The 17,033-nt window shown below is 74.9% G+C and carries 16 protein-coding genes and 1 riboswitch; of the genes, 3 read left to right on the forward strand and 13 right to left on the reverse strand.

Going from position 1 to position 17,033, the window contains the following annotated elements; all coding sequences use genetic code 11:
* The first annotated feature begins 10 nt into the window (after positions 1 to 10).
* Entirely contained in the window at positions 11 to 445 is a 435-nt protein-coding gene (locus BLR12_RS12620; RefSeq protein ID WP_091378223.1) for a VOC family protein, read from the forward strand.
* 33 nt (positions 446 to 478) lie between these two features.
* Here the strand turns inward: BLR12_RS12620 and BLR12_RS12625 are convergent, their stop codons facing one another.
* The 4 genes from BLR12_RS12625 to BLR12_RS12640 all read right to left on the reverse strand — a co-directional run bounded on the left by BLR12_RS12625 (position 479) and on the right by BLR12_RS12640 (position 3,877).
* The gene (locus tag BLR12_RS12625; protein ID WP_255363457.1) at positions 479 to 1,321 is read right to left on the reverse strand and encodes an endonuclease/exonuclease/phosphatase family protein; all 843 of its coding nucleotides are present in this window, start codon (positions 1,319 to 1,321) and stop codon (positions 479 to 481) included.
* 20 nt (positions 1,322 to 1,341) lie between these two features.
* A complete protein-coding gene (locus BLR12_RS12630; RefSeq protein ID WP_091378225.1) occupies positions 1,342 to 2,079 on the reverse strand; it encodes an SGNH/GDSL hydrolase family protein in 738 nt (245 codons plus the stop codon).
* An 18-nt stretch (positions 2,080 to 2,097) separates the two neighbouring features.
* Complete coding sequence (locus BLR12_RS12635) at positions 2,098 to 2,751, reverse strand: class E sortase (protein ID WP_255363458.1); 654 nt, start codon at positions 2,749 to 2,751, stop codon at positions 2,098 to 2,100.
* 64 nt (positions 2,752 to 2,815) lie between these two features.
* A complete protein-coding gene (locus BLR12_RS12640; RefSeq protein WP_091378230.1) occupies positions 2,816 to 3,877 on the reverse strand; it encodes a PKD domain-containing protein in 1,062 nt (353 codons plus the stop codon).
* A 236-nt stretch (positions 3,878 to 4,113) separates the two neighbouring features.
* Here BLR12_RS12640 and BLR12_RS12645 point away from each other — a divergent pair, with 236 nt between their 5' ends.
* Positions 4,114 to 4,752, forward strand: coding sequence for a dihydrofolate reductase family protein (locus BLR12_RS12645; RefSeq protein WP_091378233.1), 639 nt, complete (start codon positions 4,114 to 4,116; stop codon positions 4,750 to 4,752).
* Here the strand turns inward: BLR12_RS12645 and BLR12_RS12650 are convergent.
* Positions 4,742 to 5,959 carry a sensor domain-containing phosphodiesterase gene (locus tag BLR12_RS12650; RefSeq protein WP_091378236.1) on the reverse strand — a complete coding sequence of 406 codons (1,218 nt, stop codon included), beginning with the start codon at positions 5,957 to 5,959 and terminating at the stop codon, positions 4,742 to 4,744. The two genes, BLR12_RS12645 and BLR12_RS12650, sit on opposite strands and share 11 nt — an antisense overlap.
* Before the next feature lie 138 nt (positions 5,960 to 6,097).
* On the opposite strand from BLR12_RS12650, the gene BLR12_RS12655 reads away from it, so the two are divergent.
* Positions 6,098 to 7,087 carry an LLM class flavin-dependent oxidoreductase gene (locus tag BLR12_RS12655; protein WP_091378238.1) on the forward strand — a complete coding sequence of 330 codons (990 nt, stop codon included), beginning with the start codon at positions 6,098 to 6,100 and terminating at the stop codon, positions 7,085 to 7,087.
* A gap of 138 nt (positions 7,088 to 7,225) precedes the next feature.
* Here the strand turns inward: BLR12_RS12655 and BLR12_RS24030 are convergent, their stop codons facing one another.
* The 8 genes from BLR12_RS24030 to BLR12_RS12690 form a co-directional block, all read right to left on the reverse strand.
* On the reverse strand, positions 7,226 to 7,783 hold the full coding sequence (locus tag BLR12_RS24030; protein WP_143018762.1) for an aggregation-promoting factor C-terminal-like domain-containing protein: 558 nt from the start codon (positions 7,781 to 7,783) through the stop codon (positions 7,226 to 7,228).
* A gap of 261 nt (positions 7,784 to 8,044) precedes the next feature.
* A riboswitch (cyclic di-AMP (ydaO/yuaA leader) is annotated at positions 8,045 to 8,201 on the reverse strand.
* Between the two features lie 356 nt (positions 8,202 to 8,557).
* Positions 8,558 to 8,995 carry a VOC family protein gene (locus BLR12_RS12660; protein ID WP_091378240.1) on the reverse strand — a complete coding sequence of 146 codons (438 nt, stop codon included), beginning with the start codon at positions 8,993 to 8,995 and terminating at the stop codon, positions 8,558 to 8,560.
* Positions 8,996 to 9,000: 5 nt separating this feature from the next.
* Positions 9,001 to 9,843 carry a TcmI family type II polyketide cyclase gene (locus tag BLR12_RS12665; protein WP_091378243.1) on the reverse strand — a complete coding sequence of 281 codons (843 nt, stop codon included), beginning with the start codon at positions 9,841 to 9,843 and terminating at the stop codon, positions 9,001 to 9,003.
* The gene (locus BLR12_RS12670; RefSeq protein ID WP_091378599.1) at positions 9,840 to 11,123 is read right to left on the reverse strand and encodes a cytochrome P450 family protein; all 1,284 of its coding nucleotides are present in this window, start codon (positions 11,121 to 11,123) and stop codon (positions 9,840 to 9,842) included. Before BLR12_RS12670 ends, BLR12_RS12665 begins: the two co-directional genes overlap by 4 nt.
* A gap of 35 nt (positions 11,124 to 11,158) precedes the next feature.
* Positions 11,159 to 14,038, reverse strand: a complete 2,880-nt coding sequence (locus tag BLR12_RS12675) for an FAD-dependent monooxygenase (RefSeq protein WP_091378246.1) — start codon at positions 14,036 to 14,038, stop codon at positions 11,159 to 11,161.
* Positions 14,035 to 14,376 carry an antibiotic biosynthesis monooxygenase family protein gene (locus BLR12_RS12680; protein WP_255363459.1) on the reverse strand — a complete coding sequence of 114 codons (342 nt, stop codon included), beginning with the start codon at positions 14,374 to 14,376 and terminating at the stop codon, positions 14,035 to 14,037. Before BLR12_RS12680 ends, BLR12_RS12675 begins: the two co-directional genes overlap by 4 nt.
* Complete coding sequence (locus tag BLR12_RS12685) at positions 14,373 to 15,746, reverse strand: beta-ketoacyl synthase N-terminal-like domain-containing protein (protein ID WP_255363460.1); 1,374 nt, start codon at positions 15,744 to 15,746, stop codon at positions 14,373 to 14,375. The genes BLR12_RS12680 and BLR12_RS12685 overlap by 4 nt, the downstream gene beginning before the upstream one ends.
* Positions 15,743 to 17,032 carry a beta-ketoacyl-[acyl-carrier-protein] synthase family protein gene (locus BLR12_RS12690; RefSeq protein ID WP_304440647.1) on the reverse strand — a complete coding sequence of 430 codons (1,290 nt, stop codon included), beginning with the start codon at positions 17,030 to 17,032 and terminating at the stop codon, positions 15,743 to 15,745. Before BLR12_RS12690 ends, BLR12_RS12685 begins: the two co-directional genes overlap by 4 nt.
* Position 17,033 lies beyond the last annotated feature (1 nt).

Raw genomic sequence — 17,033 nt, forward strand, 5'->3', positions numbered from 1 at the left:
GCGTCCGCGCATGAGCGCCCCCTTCGCGATCGGCACGCCGCACCACATCCGGCTCACCGTCACCGACGTGGAGCGGTCCCGCGCCTTCTACACCGGGGTCCTGGGCTTCGACGTGGCGCTGGACAGTCCGCCCCCGGACGACCCGGGCGGGCTGGTCGCCGACACCCTGCAGGGCGGCGTGGTGCTGGTGAACGCCGGAGTGATGGTGGGACTGCGCCCGGTGGACGCGGCACACGCCGGCGACCGCTTCGACCCCTTCCGGGTGGGCCTGGACCACGTGAGCTTCTCCGTCGGGAGCAGGCGGGACCTCGACACCGCGGTGGGCGTCTTCGACCGGCACGGGGTGGAGCACGGCCCGATCCGGGAGGTGCCGGCCATGGGCATGGCGTTCCTCGCGCTCTTCGACCCCGACGGCATCGCGGTGGAGCTCACCGCCCAGTTGTGACCGGCCGCCCGGAGCCGCGGCCGGCGGGGACTCTCACGGTGCGAGGTCGACGAGGACCCCGGCATGGTCCGAGGGCCAGGTGCCGTCCACCGGCTGGTCGCCGATGACGCGCGCGTCGCGCACGTGCCCGCGGCCGGCAGGGCCGGGTGGGCCGACGAGGACGTAGTCGATGCGGGCGCTGGGCTCGTGGCTGGCGGCCACGTGGGGGTTGCGCGCGTCCAAGGTCCACCCGGGATCGGCCGGGTCGGTGTAGCGCCAGGCGTCGACGAGGACCGAGCCCGGCACCACCGGCCTGGTCTCGTGCCCGCACAGCAGGCGGACCTCGTCGGAGTCCGGCTCGGCGTTGAGGTCACCGGTGACCACGGGCGGATGGCCGTGCGCGGCGTGCGGGACGCGGGCGGCCACGGAACGCACGACGGCGCCCACCTGGCTGCACCGGATGGCCGACTCCGCCGGGGCGGACTCCAGCTGGGTGGTGGAGAAGGGGATCGGTCCGCCGGGTGCGTCGATCGTGGCGTGCAGGAGCGTGTGCTCCTGCGGGCGTCCCGCAGGAGCCGGCAGTGCCACGCTCTCGTGGTCGGTGATCGGCCAGCGGCTCAGGACGGCGTTGGCGATGCCGATGGTGGGACTCCCCAGGCGCTGCTGCCACCGGCCGGGAGCCGGGGACCGTGCCAGCGCCCAGTACATGCCCAGCCGGTCGGCGAGCAGCTGGGCCTGGTTGCTGCCGGCAGCGGTCCACACCTCCTGCAGGCCGACGACGTCGGGCCGTTCGGTGACGAGGTGGGCCGTGATCACCTCCTGGCGCTCCCGCCAGTCCCCGAAGCGCCACCACAGGTTCCAGGTCACCACGCGCACCCGCTGCTCGACGCTGGGCACGGTCGCCGACTCGAGGGCCCTCAGGCCACGGCGTCGGCGAGGTGAGCGGCCCACCTGGCATAGGTGTACGCGCTGGGGTGGAACCCGTCCGCGGCGAACAGACCCTCACCGGTCAGCGGCGGCCCGGGGACGTGCAGCACGCCGGGACGCTGTGCCGCCAGGCGCCGCAACTGCCGGTCCAGGCTCCGGGCGTGCCAGCCCAGCACGGCGCGCAGCGGCTGCGGCAGTGCGGGGAAGGACCCCAGGTCCGGCACGCCGGCCAGCACGACCCGCCCGCCCGGGGCCAGGTGCGGCCCGAGCGCGTCGAGGACCCGGACGACCCGCCCGCGCCAGGCGCGGCGACTGCGGAAGCGCAGGGCGTCGTTGACCCCGAGGACGACGACGGCGAGGTCCTGACCGACCGGCGCGCTCGGGACCAGCTCACGGGCGGTGTGGCCGGCGGTGGCGCCGGTGCGCGCGCAGACCGTCCACGCCACGGGGAGACCGCGGCGACGAGCGACCTCGGCGGCCAACTGGCGCGCCACCCCCTGGCGCTGGTCGGACACGCCGACTCCCGCGGCCGTGGACTCACCCACGACCACCAGACCCAGGGGTGGCACGTCCCGGCCCGCCGGGCCGGCCGGCTCGACGCCGCTCCGGTCCCCGGCGGCCTCGGGCAGGACCGGCGTCCGCTCCCGCACCTGCCGGCCCTGGCGGACCAGCACCGGCGCCAACGCCAGCGCCAGCGGACGGCTCACCTGGACGCCGACTGCTCCCATGCCCGCACCGTAGTGCGGTCACGGGCTCCGCAGCGCGGCCGGGCCGTCGGGGGCGTCGGCCTTGGCCAGCGACGTCTCCAGCTCCCCGTGCACCACGAGCCGCTCGCGGTCGGAGAACTCCGGGTGGCAGGTGGTCAGGGTGAGGAAGGCACCGGTGGCCGGGCCGTCGGCCGGTCCGCCGGGCGTCGGGGCGACCACCCAGGTGTCGGTCGGCGCGACCACGAGCGTCGCCGTCACCCGGTAGACGTGCCAGGTGTCGGCGGTCTCGACCACCACCGGGTCCCCGCGCTGCACCGTGTCCAGGTCGAGGAACGGGCTGCCCTGCCCGACCCGGTGGCCGGCGACGGCGAAGTTGCCCAGCGCGCCCGGGGCCGCCGTCCCGGGGTAGTGGCCGGGCCCCGCCTCCAGCTGGCCGGGGTCGACGCCCTCGACGACCGCGCGGGTCCAGTCCGCGCCGAGCCGCGGTACGTGCAGGAACGCGAACGCCCCGCCCGGGTCGGGCTCGGTGGGCGCCCCGGGGGCCGACCACTCCTCGCGGAGCTCGTCGGCCACCCGGTCCTGCGCCCGGCCGGCACCGACGTCGGTGCCCCACACCTGGTGGGCCACGACCAGCAGCACCAGCGCTCCCGCCACGACGGCCAGTGCCGACAGCGTGCGGACCAGTCTGCGCACCACGCCTCCCCCTCCCGATCGGTCGTCCGTCCCGCCAGCCGCCCGGCGGGCGGGACGGCTGTCCTCAGACCTGGCGACGACGACGGGTGGCGACCAGGCCGGCGCCACCACCGAGCAGGACCAGCCCGCCGGCGGCGGCGAGGCCCAGCACGTCGGCGCCGGTGTTCGGCAGCGCGGTGCCCCACACGGTCGGCGGCGCCAGGACGACGACCTCGTGCGTCGCGGTGGCCTCGGTGCCGCTGTCGTCGACGACGGTCAGCCTGACCGTGTAGGTGCCCGGGGCGGTGAACTCGTGCTGCACCTCGACGCCGCCGGCCGGCTCGGAGCCGTCACCGAAGTCCCAGGCGTAGCCGGTGATCTCGCCGTCGGCGTCGGTCGACCCCGCAGCGGAGAAGGTGTAGGTCGCGCCGTCGTTGGTGGCGGTGACGGCGGCGGTCGGTGCCTGGCCGTCGGGCTGGGTCTGCGGGCCGGAGGAGAACCGGAACTCGTTGCAGCCGAACGTCATGCCGTGGACGGTGACGTCCGCGCCCTGCTGGTAGAGCAGCTGGAAGCCGATGTCGGTGATCACGGCGTGGGGGTAGGCGGCGCTGACCTCGGCGAGGGTGGCCTCCCTGAGGCTCTCGCTGTCGAGCTCCGTCAGGTCGCCCAGTCCGCTCTCCCAGACGTCGGTCGGCTCGTCGGCCCCCGGCGCCCAGTACACGAGGATGGCGTCGTCGAGCTGGACGCCGTCGGTGGCGTCGAGGTCGAGGTACATCTCGTACGTCGGGTGGTTGTCGAGGGACTGGCCCGCGGCCAGCGAGACGTCGAGCGCCGCGTTCGACTGGGACGTGGCGTCGGCCAGCGGGATCTCCAGGCCGCTGACGAAGTACGAGGCGTAGGCCCCCAGGTCCGGGTCGTCGTCGGCCGACGGCGTGGTCAGGCGCAGCCCCTCGGGGAGCATCTGCGCGACGGCCCCGTCGCCCACCCCGGTGAGCCGGCCGCTGAAGGACCGCTCGAGTCCGGCCGTGTCGAGCGTGGTGACGCCGCAGCCGGACGCCGAGGCGACCCCGGGCGCGGCCGCGCCGAGCAGGGCGCTGGTGCCGAGGGCGAGTGCCCCTGTGGTGACGAGACCGGTGATGCGCTTCACGGTGACCCCCCGAGGTCGTGCACGCGGGGGCCGGCCTGCCCGTCCCCCGTCGGGCAGCAGGAGCGTCCGGTCCGCCGGGTGCGCCGACACACCCCCTGGCGCCCGGCCGGGTGACTCCTGGACGGGGGGTCGGCCGCCGAGTCGTCACTCTCCGTGATCCCGCGAGCGGCACCGATGAGCCCGCAGGCCGCCCGCCGTCCTACCCGGGAGACCCCACCGACCCGAGGAGGACCCCCGTGCGACCGCTCGTCGTCACCGAGTTCACGACGCTGGACGGGGTCGTGCAGGCCCCCGGCGGCCCCGACGAGGACACCACCGGCGGCTTCGCCCACGGCGGCTGGCTCGTCCCGTTCTTCGAGGACACCCTCGGCGCGCAGATGGACGCCTGGTTCGCCGGCGTCGAGGACTTCCTGCTCGGCCGCGGGACCTACGAGATCTTCGCCGCGGCCTGGCCGCAGACGCCGACCGAGGGCGATCCGGTCGCCGAGGCGCTCAACACCCGCACCAAGCACGTCGCCTCGCGCACGCTGACCTCGCTGGACTGGTCGGGTGCGCGGCTGGTCGAGGGCGACGTGGTGGCGGCGGTGCGGGAGCTGCGGGAGCAGGACGGTGGCGAGCTGCAGGTGCACGGCTCGCCCGGCCTGGTGCAGACGCTGCTGCGCGCCGACCTGGTCGACGAGCTGCGCCTGGTGGTGGCCCCCGTCGTCCTGGGGGAGGGCAAGCGGCTGTTCGGGGCCGGCGCGGTGCCGGGGTCGTGGCGGCTGACGGCGTCCTCGACGACGCCGGCCGGCGTGCTGCTGTGCACCTACCGGCGGGCCGGCGAGGTGCGGACCGGCGCGATGGGCGCCGAGTACGCGGACGGGGTCAGCGGTTGAGCAGCACCCCGGGGACGGCGGCCCGGGTCCGGGGCGCCGGGAGGCCGAGCGCCTCGGGCGGCCCGGGCCGGCCGAAGTACCAGCCCTGGCCGTGGTCGACGCCCAGCGCGCGCAGCGCCGTCGCGTCCTCCGCCGTCTCCACGCCCTCGGCGACCACGTGGGCGCCGCAGCCGTGGGCGAAGGAGACCAGCGAGCCGACCAGCGTGGCCAGCACCCGGTCGGCGGCGAGGCCGGTCACGATGCTGCGGTCGAGCTTGATGACGTCGGGGGCGGTCACCACGATGTGCCGCAGCGAGGAGAAGCCGGCGCCGACGTCGTCGATGGCCAGCCGCAGCCCGGCGGCCCGGACGGGGGCCAGGGCGGCGGAGAGGCGGTCGTAGTCCTCGACCGCGTCGTGCTCGGTGAGCTCCAGCACGACTCGGTGCAGCGGCAGCCGGCGCAGCAGCTCGCCGCACGCCGGGGTGAGCAGGGTGGCGGGGGAGACGTTCATGGCGACGTAGCCGCCGACGCGGTCGAGGTGCTCGGCGGCGCGCTCCAGGGCCTGCAGCTCCAGGGCGTGGCCCATCCCGACGCTGTGCGCCTCGGCGAAGACGACGTCGGGCGTGCGCCCCCAGCCGGCCGGGAAGCGGGACAGCGCCTCGGCACCGACGCGGGTGCCGGTGGCGAGGTCGACGACGGGCTGCAGCAGGACGACCGGACCGCCCTCGGCGACGACCGGGTCGAGGCGGCCCTCGATCTCGCTGCGCCGCTGCTGCTCGCGGACCTCGGGCTCGATGATCACCGCGGCGGCGCCCGCGAGCACCTTCACCAGCGCCTCGTCGCGCTTGCCGAGCTGCTTGTCGGAGGTGAAGCCAAAGGCGCAGAACGTGCCGTAGAGGCTGCCGTCGCTGAGGACCACCGGCGTGGAGACGTAGCTGCGGATGCGCGGGATGCGCGCGCTCGGCAGCGCCATCGCGGCCGGGTACCGCTTCACGTCCGGGATGACGGCGGGCAGCTTCCCGTCGAGGATCGCCTGGCAGAACGAGGTGTCCTGGCGGACCTTCGCACCCTCCTGGACCAGCACCGGCACCGAGGTCTCCACGACTTCCAGGTGCTGGGTCGTGCCGTCCAGGCGGCTCAGGAACGCCACGCTGAGGTCCAGCGACTTCTTCGCGGTGACCAGCAGGTCGGCGATCTGCTGGTCGGCGGCCGAACGCTTCCTGCGCATGAACGCCTCCTCTCCTCCACAGCGGGCATCGACCGACCGCGGCGTGAGCTGGAGCGTCCTCACCCGTTGGGGGGAGGGAAGGACGGCGGGACGTCGGTGGTTGCGCTGAGCAACACCAGCTGAGAGGTCCGAGAGCACATGAGCATCCCGTTGTCCGTCCTCGACCTGGCGCCGATCTCGAGGGGTCAGACGCCGGCCGACAGCATCGCGGCGAGCGTCGCGCTGGCCCAGCGTGCGGAGCGGTCCGGCTACCGGCGGGTCTGGTACGCCGAGCACCACAACATGCCGACCATCGCCTCCTCGGCGACCAGCGTGCTCATCGCGCACGTCGGCGCGCACACGTCGTCCATCCGGCTCGGCGCCGGCGGCGTCATGCTGCCCAACCACTCGCCGCTGACGATCGCCGAGCAGTTCGGCACCCTCGACGCGATGTACCCGGGCCGGATCGACCTGGGCCTGGGCCGCGCGCCGGGCTCGGACCAGAACACCATGTACGCGCTGCGCCGCGACCCGCGCTCGGCCGACCGCTTCCCGCAGGACGTGCTCGAGCTGCAGGGCTACCTGACCGGTGAGTCCCAGGTACCGGGGGTCGACGCGATCCCCGGCAAGGGGTCGGACGTGCCGCTGTACGTGCTGGGCTCGTCGATGTTCGGCGCGACGCTCGCCGCCGCGCTGGGCCTGCCGTACGCCTTCGCCTCGCACTTCGCGCCGTCGATGCTGCAGCCGGCGGTCGAGGCCTACCGCCGCGAGTTCCAGCCGTCGGCGCAGCTCGACCGGCCGTACGTGATCGCCGGGGTCAACGCGGTCGCGGCCGACAGCCGCGCGGCCGCCGAGGAGGCGTTCGCCGCGGCCCGGCGGCGGCTGGCCGCCGGCCTGTTCGGCCGCGGGAAGGCGCTGACGGACGACGAGGCGCAGCTGCTGCTCGACGGTGGCGCCGGCGTGCACGTCGACACGATGCTGACCCACACCGCGGTCGGCACCCCGGCCGAGGTGCGGGAGCACCTGACCGGCTTCGCGCGCGAGGCCGACGCCGACGAGCTGATCGTGGCCCACCAGTTCCCCGGGGTGGAGGGCCGGCTGCGCTCGGTCGAGCTCACCGCCGAGGCGATGGCGACCGTCGCCGCCTGAAGAAGGACCCCCCTGCCCCCCGCCACTCGCGAGCTCGCGGCGGGACCCTGCAGGGGGGCCGCCGTTGCGGGCGTTCCTCGCGCTGTGCTGGCGTTGCTGCAGCCGCAGAGCACGAGGAACGCCCGCAGTGCCTGAGGGTCAGTACCAGTTGTTGGCCTGGTGGAAGTCCCAGGCGGCGCAGGGGCTGCCGTAGCGCTCCTCGATGTAGACCAGGCCCGCGTCGATCTGCCTGAACGGGTCCGACGTCTTGGCGATGCCGGTGCTCGCCCAGGTCGCGTTCAGGAACTGGGCGATGCCGTACGCGGTGCTCGTCGGGTTCTGGGCGGTCGGCGTCCAGTCGCTCTCGGCCTCCCAGAGCTGGTCGAGGCAGCCGAACTGGGTGGCGTTCCCGACCTGGCCGGCCGCGTAGTCCTTGTAGGCCTGCGTCCCGGTGCCGGTGGGTGCGGGCGCAGGCGCCGGCGCCGGCGCGGGAGCGGGTGCGGGTGCGGGTGCGGGTGCCGGCGTCGCGGCCTCGTCGGCCCCGTCCCGCTGCGAGCGGTCGCCGTCCCACCGCTGGCCGTCCCAGGACGACGAGCGGTCGCCGTCCGGTCCCGGCTCGTCGGCCTGGGCGAGGGACTGCCCGGCGAAGGTGAGCGTGAGCGCCATGGCGCCCGTGGCGGTCAGCAGGTGCAGGGTGCGGCGGGTGCGTGCGTGCATGAGGGCAGTCCTCCTGGGGTGCGAGCTGCGGAGGGCGCGCGCCGATGGCGGCGGCGCCGGTGGCGGGCCGTACTGGGCGAGCTGCGGCACGAGGCCTGGACGTGCAGGGTCGGCAGCCGGGCGTGCGGCACCGGCCGGACGACGGGCTCGGTCCGGCTGCGGGCGCCGTGCGGGGGCTGGTCCTGGCAGGAAGGCAGGCGGGCACGCGACGGTCCCGGACCTGCGGCCGCGGGGCTCCGAGGCCCCGGGCGCGATGGAACTCCGTTCTCCCTTGGCCGCCTACCGGGTGAGCTGACGGGTTCGGGCTGGGAGGGCCCTACCCGCTCCCGAGGTGTCCGGGAGCGGGACTCACCCCGGTGGTGCAGGTGGGTCCCCGGCTCGCGCCCACGCGGGGAGCGCGACTCGGCGGCATCCGGCGCGGGTTCCCCGGTCGGGGAGGTGCCGACCGGCCGGACGCAGGAAACGTAGGGCCGTGACCATCCCGTGACAATCGCCGGGACCGACCTGGTGCCGGCGACCTGGTGACAGGCCGCCGACACGCCAGGACACGCGCTCGTCGGCTCACCCTGCGCGACCACCGCGGCCGACGGGTGGCGCGCTGCTCCGGCGCCACCCGTCCGGACCCGTACCCGACGCCCGTCCACGGCCGGCCGTCGGAGCCGGACGAGGGCCGGCGGCAGGCAGCGGGCCTCGGCCACCGCCGGGCCGTCGTCGCGGGACGGGCAGGACGGCGGCCGGCCCGGGACCCGCCCGGACCGGCCACCGCCCGCGCGGTCAGGTCGCCGTGGTCGCCGGGGCGCAGTCGCGGTCGTCGGCGAAGTGCGGGACGGCCGCGACCCCCTGCAGGCCGAGCAGGTTGTCGAAGGGGTCCACCACCACCGCGGTGACGAACGGCCCGTGCGGCGTGACCGGCTGGTGCTCGCGGGCGCCCATCGACGTCAGCCGCGCGAGGGTCGCGCCGACGTCGTCCACCCGCCAGTGCACGAGCGCGCCGCCCGGCCCGGACGTGGTCCCGGGCGGGGCCTTGGCGCGGTCGGCGATGGCGAGCTCGGCACCGGAGTCGCCGACGGCGAACTTCGCGTAGCCGACGCGCCCGCCGCGCCCGGGCCGGGTGAACACCGGCGGCACGCCCAGCAGTTCGGTGTACCAGTCGGTGGCCGCGGCCACGTCGTCCACCAGGAAGATCAGCGTCGAGATCCCGCGCAGGGTCATCGCCGTCAGGCCTCGGGCTGCCAGTCCGGAGCCGTCCAGCGGTGGAACACCCGGGCGACCGAGTCGCGCGGGCTCTGCCACGTCTCCGGGCGGTATGGGCTGACGTAGGGGGCGAGGTCCGCCATGACCTTGGCGAAGGCCGGCCTCATCGACTCGTGGTTCTCGCGCACGGCCGCGGCCTTGACCCGGTCCTGCTCCAGGAGGTGCACGAACACGTCCTCCATCGAGTACAGCCACCGGCCGGTGACGCCGGTCTCGGTCGGCAGCCCACCCGCGTCGGACTCGGCGAACACCCGGGCGACGTCCTCCTCGCTGCCCGGCCGCATCCGCTGGACGATGACGGTCATCTCCCGGTCGGGGGAGACCTCGCCCTCGGGCACCCACGTGTAGAAGTGCTTCGCCACCGAGTGCGACGGGTTCTGCCAGTAGCTCGGGTAGGGCGTCACGTAGGGGGCGATGGCCTCGGCGATCGCCTGGAACGCCGGCAGGCCCCGGCGCTGGCCGGAGACCTCCGGGTCCTCCTTGCGCTCGATGACGTGCAGGTACAGGCCCTCGTACGAGAGCAGGGCCCGGCCGACGACGCCGAGGTCCTGCGGCCGGGTGGTCCGGTCGTAGTAGGCGAACACCGGCCCGACCTTGTCCTCGCTGCCGGGGACCATCCGGCAGACGATGACGTTGCGGAACGGGCGCCAGGTGCCCGAGTACCAGGTCGCGGGCGCCGAGGCGGTGTTCGCGAACTCGACGGTGTCGTTGGCCCAGGGCTGTTCCGTGGGGGTCGTCGAGGCGTCGGCGGCAGGGTCGGCCGAGGCAGTGGCCTGGGGGTTGGCCGCGGGTGTCGTCTGCGTCATCGGGGGCCTCCTGGGGTGGGAGTGGGGGTGAAGCGCAGCGGCAGCTCGAGCAGCCCGCGGAAGGCCGAGGCGGCCGGGAGCCACTGCAGGTCCTCGACGGGGACGTCGAGGCGCAGGTCGGGCAGGCGGACGAGCACCCGCCGCAGCGCGGTGGTCGCCTCCAGCCGCGCCAGGGCCGTGCCCAGGCAGTAGTGCACGCCGTGGCCGAAGGCCAGGTGCTGCGTGGGGCCACGGGAGAGGTCGAGCCGGTCGGGGTCCGGGGTGAGCGCCGGGTCGTGGTCGGCGGCGCTGAGCACGACCGTGACGATCGAGCCCTGCGGGATGGGCACGCCGCCGATCTCGAGGTCCTCGGTGGCGAACCGGAAGCTCGACACCGGCACCGAGCCGTCGAAGCGGAGCAGCTCCTCGACCGCGTCGGGGACCGCGTCCGGGTCGTCGAGCAGCCGCTGCATCTCCTCGGGGTGGGTCAGCAGCGCCACCACGGCGTTGCCGAGGAAGTCCGAGGTCGTCTGGTAGCCGGCGAACAGCAGCAGGAAGCAGGTGGAGACCAGCTCGGCCTCCGACAGCCGGCCCTCGCCGTCCCGGGCGGTGATGAGCGCGCTGACCAGGTCCTCGCCGGGGTCCTCCCGCTTGGTCGCGACCAGGCCGGTGAAGTAGGCGTGCAGCCGCTCCTGGGCCTGCCCGATGGCCGCCCGGTCCTCCTGGGGGCTGCGCCCACCGGTGCCGACGGTCCGGATGACCTGCGTGCCGGCGAGGATCTCCTCGTGGTCGGCCGCCGGGATGCCGAGCAGGTCACCGATCACCGCGAGCGGCAGCCGCAGGGCGAAGTCGTCGACGAAGTCGGTGCGGCCGCGCGGCGCCATCCGGTCCAGCAGGCCCTCGACGATCTCTTCCACCCGGGGGCGCATCGCCTCGATCCGCCGCGGCGTGAACGCCTGGGTCACCAGGCGCCGCAGCCGGCTGTGCTCGGGCGGGTCGGAGTTGAGCATGTTGGTGTTGATCTGCCGGGCCTTCTCGCCGAACACCGCGAGGTAGGTGTCCCCGGCGCGGTGCAGGTCCTTGGACAGCCGCGGGTCCGACAGCGCCTGGCGGGCGTCGTCGTAGCGGGTGACCAGGAAGGAGTCGAACCGCGGCGTCCGCACCTTCACGACCGGGCGCTCGGCGCGCAGCCGGGCGTAGACCGGGTAGGGGTCGGCCCGGAACTCCGGGGTGTAGATCTCCTGACCGGGGACGACGTCGTCCGGCGGTGCGGCCGGTGCCGGCTGTGCGGTCTGGGTCATGGTGTCTCCCTCGGGAGTGGCGGTCTGGGTGTCGGTCACTGCGCGAAGACCCCGGCCAGGTGGTCGAGGAGGGCGTCCTCGTCCAGCGGGCGGCTGCGGAAGCCGACGTGGCCGTCGGGGCGGACCAGGTAGGCGGCCGTCCCCGCCCCCGCGGTGCCGTAGGTGGTGGCGAAGCTGCCCCCGGCGTCGCGGACCACGGGCAGGTCGACCAGCAGCGGCACCCGGGCGTCGGGGGCGGCGACGAGGTAGGCCCCCACCTCGCCGCGGGTCTGCTGCCGCACGGCGACGGCCAGCTTCTCCAGGTCCGACACCTGCTCCTCCGACGCGGTGGCGTCGGCCGACAGCAGCAGCGTGGAGCGGGTGCCGCGGGTGAGGTCGAACAGCCGCAGGGGGTGCGCGACGCCGAAGCGCCGCAGCCCGTGCACGTCCGGCGCGCGGTGCCCGGGCTCGGGCCCGGCGGGGAAGCCGCGGGGGGCCGTCTCGCCGACCAGCGGGCTGCTGGCGTAGTTCATGGTCATCTGCATCTCGAGCAGGAACTGCGCCTTCTCGTCGGCCATGTCCATCTCGTCGGTGAACGCGATGGCCACGGCCCGGTCGACGATCATCTTCCCGGCGGGACGGCGCTCGGCCTCGTAGCTGTCGAGCAGTCCCGGCGCGGCTTGCCCGCGGACGGCGAGGGCGAGCTTCCAGCCGAGGTTCCACGCGTCCTGGATGCCGGTGTTCATCCCCTGCCCGCCGGCCGGCGGGTGCAGGTGCGCGGCGTCGCCGGCCACGAAGACCCGCCCCTCCCGGTAGCGGTCGACGATGCCGTGCTTGATCCGGAAGACCGACGACCAGCGCAGGTTGCTCGCCGTCGTCCCGGGCGGGCCCAGGTCGTCGATCGCGGCCTGCACGTCCGCCAGCGTCGGCGGCTCGTACTCCTGCCAGAACCCGGGCGGGACGACGCCGGTGCCCACCGCGTCCTGCCACCGCTGGGGGGCCAGGGTCGCGATCCGGTAGCGGTTGCGGCCCTTGAGCGGGACGCAGACGAGCATCCCGGTGAAGTCGTCCTCGTTCTCGATGCGCACGAAGCGCACCAGGTGCCCGGCCGGCAGGTCCCAGTCGACGTCGACGTCCCCGAGCATGAACAGCTGGGGGAACATCGACAGCCCGCCCTCGAAGGTCAGCCCGAGCCCGGCGCGGACGGCGCTGTGCGCCCCGTCGCAGCCGACCAGGTACTGCGCCCGGGTGGTCTCGAGCTCGCCCGAGGCGGGCCGCAGCTGCGCGGTGACGCCCTCGTCGTCCTGGCTGAAGGCGATCAGCTCGACGCCGCGCTCGACGACCACGCCGAGGGAGGCCAGCTTGGCGCCGAGGATGCGCTCGGTGTCGTACTGCGGCAGGCCCAGGTGGGCGTAGGGCAGCTCGTCGAGGCCGGCCCAGTCGACCTGGTGGGTCTGCACGCCGTTGACGAACACCGTCTGGCCGTACAGCCAGATCCCGGCGTCCATCGCCTCGGTGACGATGCCCTGGTCCTCCCAGATCTCCATCGTCCGGCAGTGGATGCCGATCGCCTTGTCCGCCTGCGTGGACGCCTGGGGGCGCTTGTCCACGACGCGGACGGCGACGCCGCGGCGGGCCAGCTCGATGGCGTGGGTCAGGCCGGCCGGCCCGGCGCCGACGACGAGCACCTCGACCGCCCGCCCGGGCCGCGGGGTGACCTCGACCGCCGTCGGGGCCGCCACCAGCGGGTGCCCGTCGTCCGGCTTCTCCACGAACTCCTGCACGCTGGCGCTGGGCACGGTGCTCGGCTGAACCCGGTCCAGGTGCCTTTCGGGCGCGGAAGGCACCTCGGGCACCTGCACCGGCGGCCCGGCCACCAGCTCCAGGTCCGGCTCCGGCGCCACGGGCACGTCCACTGCGGTCGGCTGCTGCGCGGGTCCGGGCGTCGCGGCGGCGACCGACGGCGGCACGGGCCGCACGCGCAGCGCGAAGACCCGGCGGTCCTCGCCCCTGGCCAGCCACCGGCCCAGCGGGCCGGCGGTCCAGTTCGCCGGCTCCGCCGTCCAGTCGGTGAAGTGCCGCTCGGAGTCCCACTCGGCGACGACGTGGTAGCGCCGCCCGTCGGGCTCGCGCAGCAGCTCCTCGCGGGCGTGGCCGGGGGCGCTGCGGGCCAGCTGCGCGGCGGCGAGGTAGGCGAGCTCGAAGGCCTCGGCCTCCCAGGGCTCGACGGCGACGGCGGTGTCGACGCGCACCCGGTCCACCTCGACGTCCCCGCCGGGCGGGTCCAGCGGCGGGAAGTCCGAGTCCGCGTCGGGCCGCTGGCGGATCTCCAGCACCTCGCGCCGGAACTCCACCGAGTGCCACCGGGCCAGCGGTGCGCCGGCGTCCATGTGGGAGGGGTCCTCCACCCACTGCACGAAGTCGTCCTCGGACTCCCACTCCGCGAAGATGTGGTACCGCAGGCCGGCCTCGTCGCGCAGCAGCTCCTCGCGCACGTACCCGCGGGAGTCCCCGATCCGCTGGGTGACCGTCGTGTACGCGCGCTCGAAGGCGACCTGCTCGCCCGGCTTGACGCTGGTGGAGAAGTCGATGCGCACCGGCCGGGGCCGCTCGGCCTCCACCGTCGCCAGCACGGTGAAGGTCGAGCGGGTGGCGTCCTCGCGCAGGTCGCGCAGCGCCTCGGTGAGCGTCTCGCGGGCCGCACTGCGCCCGAACGCGTCCACCGACTCCCGGTCGGTCCAGTCGCTCACGATGCCGAACCAGCGCGGGTCGCCCTCGTCGCGCATCAGCTCCTGGCGCAGGTTGCCCGGCACCCGGCTGATCTCCGCGGCGGCCCGGTGCCAGGCCGCCGCGAACTCCGCTTCGCAGCCCTCCCGCGCGCGCATCCGCAGGAGGGTCCGCACCGTCGTCCTGCCGCCGTCCGCCGCCGCCGTCATGCGCGGACCTCCACCGGGCGCCCCGCGCCGGGGACGACGGCCAGCACCTCGTAGGTGTTGCGCGCGGCGTCCTCGCGCAGGTCGCGCAGCGCCTCGGTGAGCGTCTCGCGGGCGCTGCTGCGGCCGAACCCGTCCACCGCGGCGCGGTCGGTCCAGTCGCTGGTGATGAGGAAGGTGCGGGGGTCCTCGACGTCGCGGACCAGCTCCTGGCGCAGGTTGCCCGGGACGCGGGCGATCTCCGCGGCCGCCCGGTGCCAGGCCGCCTCGAACTCCGCTTCGCAGCCCTCACGGGTGCGCATCCGCAGGACGGTGCGCACCCCGGCCGTCGGTGCCGTCACTGGGTCTCCTCCCGGTGCCGGCGCAGCACGAGGCTGCTGTTGAAGCCCCCGAAGCCCCGCGCGAGGACGACGACGACGTCGAGGTCGCGCTCCCGGGTCTCCCGCACGAGGTCCAGCCCGTACTCCTCCACCGGCTCGTCGACGTTTCCGGTGGCCGGGACCAGTCCGTCACGCATGGCGAGCAGGGCGGTCGCCACGTTGAGCGCCGACCCGCCGGCCATGAGCCGCCCGGTCCAGCTCGACGGCGCCGTCACCGGCACGCCGCGCTCGCCGAACACCGTGGTGATGGCCTGCGCCTCCAGCGCGTCGAGCTCGGGGACGCCCGCGCCGTCGGCGATGACCAGGTCCACCTCGTCCGGCGTCACCCCGGCGTCGGCGAGCGAGATCCGGATGGCCCGCGCGTACTGCGTGGCGTCGGGGGCCGGGTCCTCGTGGTGGTGGGCGTCGTGCGTGGCGCCGTAGCCGACGACCTCGCCCCACACGTGCCGGGCGCTGCGGGCCCGCGCGGCATCGGCCTCCTCGACGAGCAGGATGGCGCCGCCCTCGCCGATGGCGTGCCCGTTGGCCCGCCGGTCGAAGGGCTTGTAGGCGTCCTCCGGGCGGGCGGCGGTGGACAGCCGCCCGCTGGTGACCTGGCACAGCAGCGCGTACGGGGTCACGCCGGCCTCGGTGCCGCCGACGAGGACCGCCGGGGTGCCGCGGCGCACGACCCGCCGGGCCCACCCGATGCTGTCCAGCCCGCCGGCGCCCTCGCTGACGACGACGCCGGAGGGCCCCTTGTAGCCGTCGCGGATGGAGACCTGGCCGGTGCTGGCCGCGTAGAACCAGGCGATCGACTGGTAGGCGCCGACCGACTTGGGCCCCTTGGCCCACAGCCGCTGGATCTCGTGCTGGCTGAACTCGTTGCCGCCCGAGCCGGCGGCGAGGAACACCGAGGTGGCGTAGGCCTCCTCCGTCGGGATGTAACCGGCGTCCTCGGCGGCCAGCGTCGCCGCGGCCAGCGACATCCACGACCACCGGTCGGTCTGCACCTTGAGCTGTGGGGCGATGTACTGCTCGGCGTCGAAGCCGCGCACCTGCCCGGCGACGGTGACCCCGTACCGGGCGGCGTCGAAGCCCTCGATGGGGCGCACCGCCAGCTCTCCGCGCAGCAGGGACCGCCAGTGCTCCTCGACGCCGATGCCGCTGGGGGCGACGACGCCGATGCCGGTGACCAGCAGCCGGGTGGTCCCCCGCGGGGGAGCGGTGATGGCCCGGCCCATGGGGGCGGTTTCCCGGACGGGGCCGGCCACCTCGGTGACCACGCCCTCCTCGCTGACGACGGTCGTGTCGGTCACCGTGTCGCTGCGCGACCTCGCCAGCTCGGTCACGACGGCCTCCGATCGGGCTTGGCCAGCACGATGGCCGACTGGAAACCGCCGAACCCACTGCCCACCGAGACGGCGACGTCGACCTTGTGGTCGCGGGCGGTCTTGGGGACGTAGTCCAGGTCGCACTCGGGGTCGGGCACCTCGTAGTTGGCCGTCGGCGGGACCACCTGGCGCTGCACGGCGAGCGCCGTGGCGGCGATCTCGATGGAGCCGATGGCACCCAGCGAGTGCCCGACCATCGACTTGAGCGAGCTCATGGGCACGCGATAGGCGGCCTCGCCGAGGCTCAGCTTGACCGCGGCGGTCTCGTGGCGGTCGTTCTGCTTGGTGCCCGAGCCGTGGGCGTTGACGTAGCCGACCTCGCTGCCGTCGATCCGCCCCTGCGCCAGCGCCTGGTCCAGCGCCTCGGCCATCTCCACGCCGTCCGGGCGCAGGCCCGTCATGTGGAAGGCGTTGCAGCGGTTGGCGTATCCGGTGACCTCGCAGTAGATCTCCGCGCCCCGCCGCTGGGCGTGCTCCAGCTCCTCCAGCACCATCACCGCGGAGCCCTCGCCCATGACGAAGCCGTCGCGGCGGGCGTCGAAGGGCTTGGACGCGTGCTCGGGGTCGGCGTTGTTCGCGGTGGTCGCCCGGATGGTGTCGAAGCAGGCCATCGAGATCGGCGAGATGGGCGCGTCGCTGGCGCCGGCGATCACGACGTCGGCGTCGCCGTCCTCGATCAGCTGGCTGCCGTACCCCACCGCGTCGATGCCCGACGTGCAGCCGGTCGACACGACCGTCCCCGGGCCCTGCGCCCGGAAGCGCACCGCCACCTCGGTCGCCGCGCAGCTGGGCACCAGGGCCTGGTGCAGGAACCGCGAGGCGTAGCGGGGGTCGACCAGCCAGTGCTTCCCGGCGTCGCTGACGTCGACGTACTCGTCCTCCAACCGGGTCGTGGCCCCGACGGCGCTGCCGATGGTGACCCCGACCCGCTCGGGCTCCGGCGCGTCCGGGGCGCCGCCGACCCCGAGCCGCAGCCCGCTGTCGGCCACCGCCTCGTCCGCCGCCACCATCGCGAACTGGACGAAGCGGTCGTTGCGGTGCACCTCCTGGGCCGTCAGCCCCAGCCGCCGGGCGTCGAAGTCCACCTCGGCGGCCACCTGCGACCGGAACCGGCTCGGATCGAAGAAGGTGATCCGGCGGGTCGCCGTCCGGCCCGCCGTGATCATGTCCCAGAACCCCTCGCGGCCCATCGACCCGGGAGCGACCACGCCGATCCCGGTGATGACGACCCGCCGCCCCTGCACG

Origin of the sequence: Geodermatophilus sp. DSM 45219, from assembly GCF_900104025.1 — a bacterium.
Taxonomy (GTDB): Bacteria; Actinomycetota; Actinomycetes; order Mycobacteriales; family Geodermatophilaceae; genus Geodermatophilus.

Excerpts from the sequence above, each read along its gene's own strand:
- BLR12_RS12620 (WP_091378223.1), top strand. The coding sequence starts at position 11 with ATGAGCGCCCCCTTCGCGATCGGCACGCCGCACCACATCCGGCTCACC.
- BLR12_RS12630 (WP_091378225.1), bottom strand. The coding sequence starts at position 2,079 with ATGGGAGCAGTCGGCGTCCAGGTGAGCCGTCCGCTGGCGCTGGCGTTG.
- BLR12_RS12650 (WP_091378236.1), bottom strand. The coding sequence starts at position 5,959 with ATGCGCAGGAAGCGTTCGGCCGCCGACCAGCAGATCGCCGACCTGCTG.
- BLR12_RS12655 (WP_091378238.1), top strand. The coding sequence starts at position 6,098 with ATGAGCATCCCGTTGTCCGTCCTCGACCTGGCGCCGATCTCGAGGGGT.
- BLR12_RS24030 (WP_143018762.1), bottom strand. The coding sequence starts at position 7,783 with ATGCACGCACGCACCCGCCGCACCCTGCACCTGCTGACCGCCACGGGC.
- BLR12_RS12660 (WP_091378240.1), bottom strand. The coding sequence starts at position 8,995 with ATGACCCTGCGCGGGATCTCGACGCTGATCTTCCTGGTGGACGACGTG.
- BLR12_RS12665 (WP_091378243.1), bottom strand. The coding sequence starts at position 9,843 with ATGACGCAGACGACACCCGCGGCCAACCCCCAGGCCACTGCCTCGGCC.
- BLR12_RS12670 (WP_091378599.1), bottom strand. The coding sequence starts at position 11,123 with ATGACCCAGACCGCACAGCCGGCACCGGCCGCACCGCCGGACGACGTC.
- BLR12_RS12675 (WP_091378246.1), bottom strand. The coding sequence starts at position 14,038 with ATGACGGCGGCGGCGGACGGCGGCAGGACGACGGTGCGGACCCTCCTG.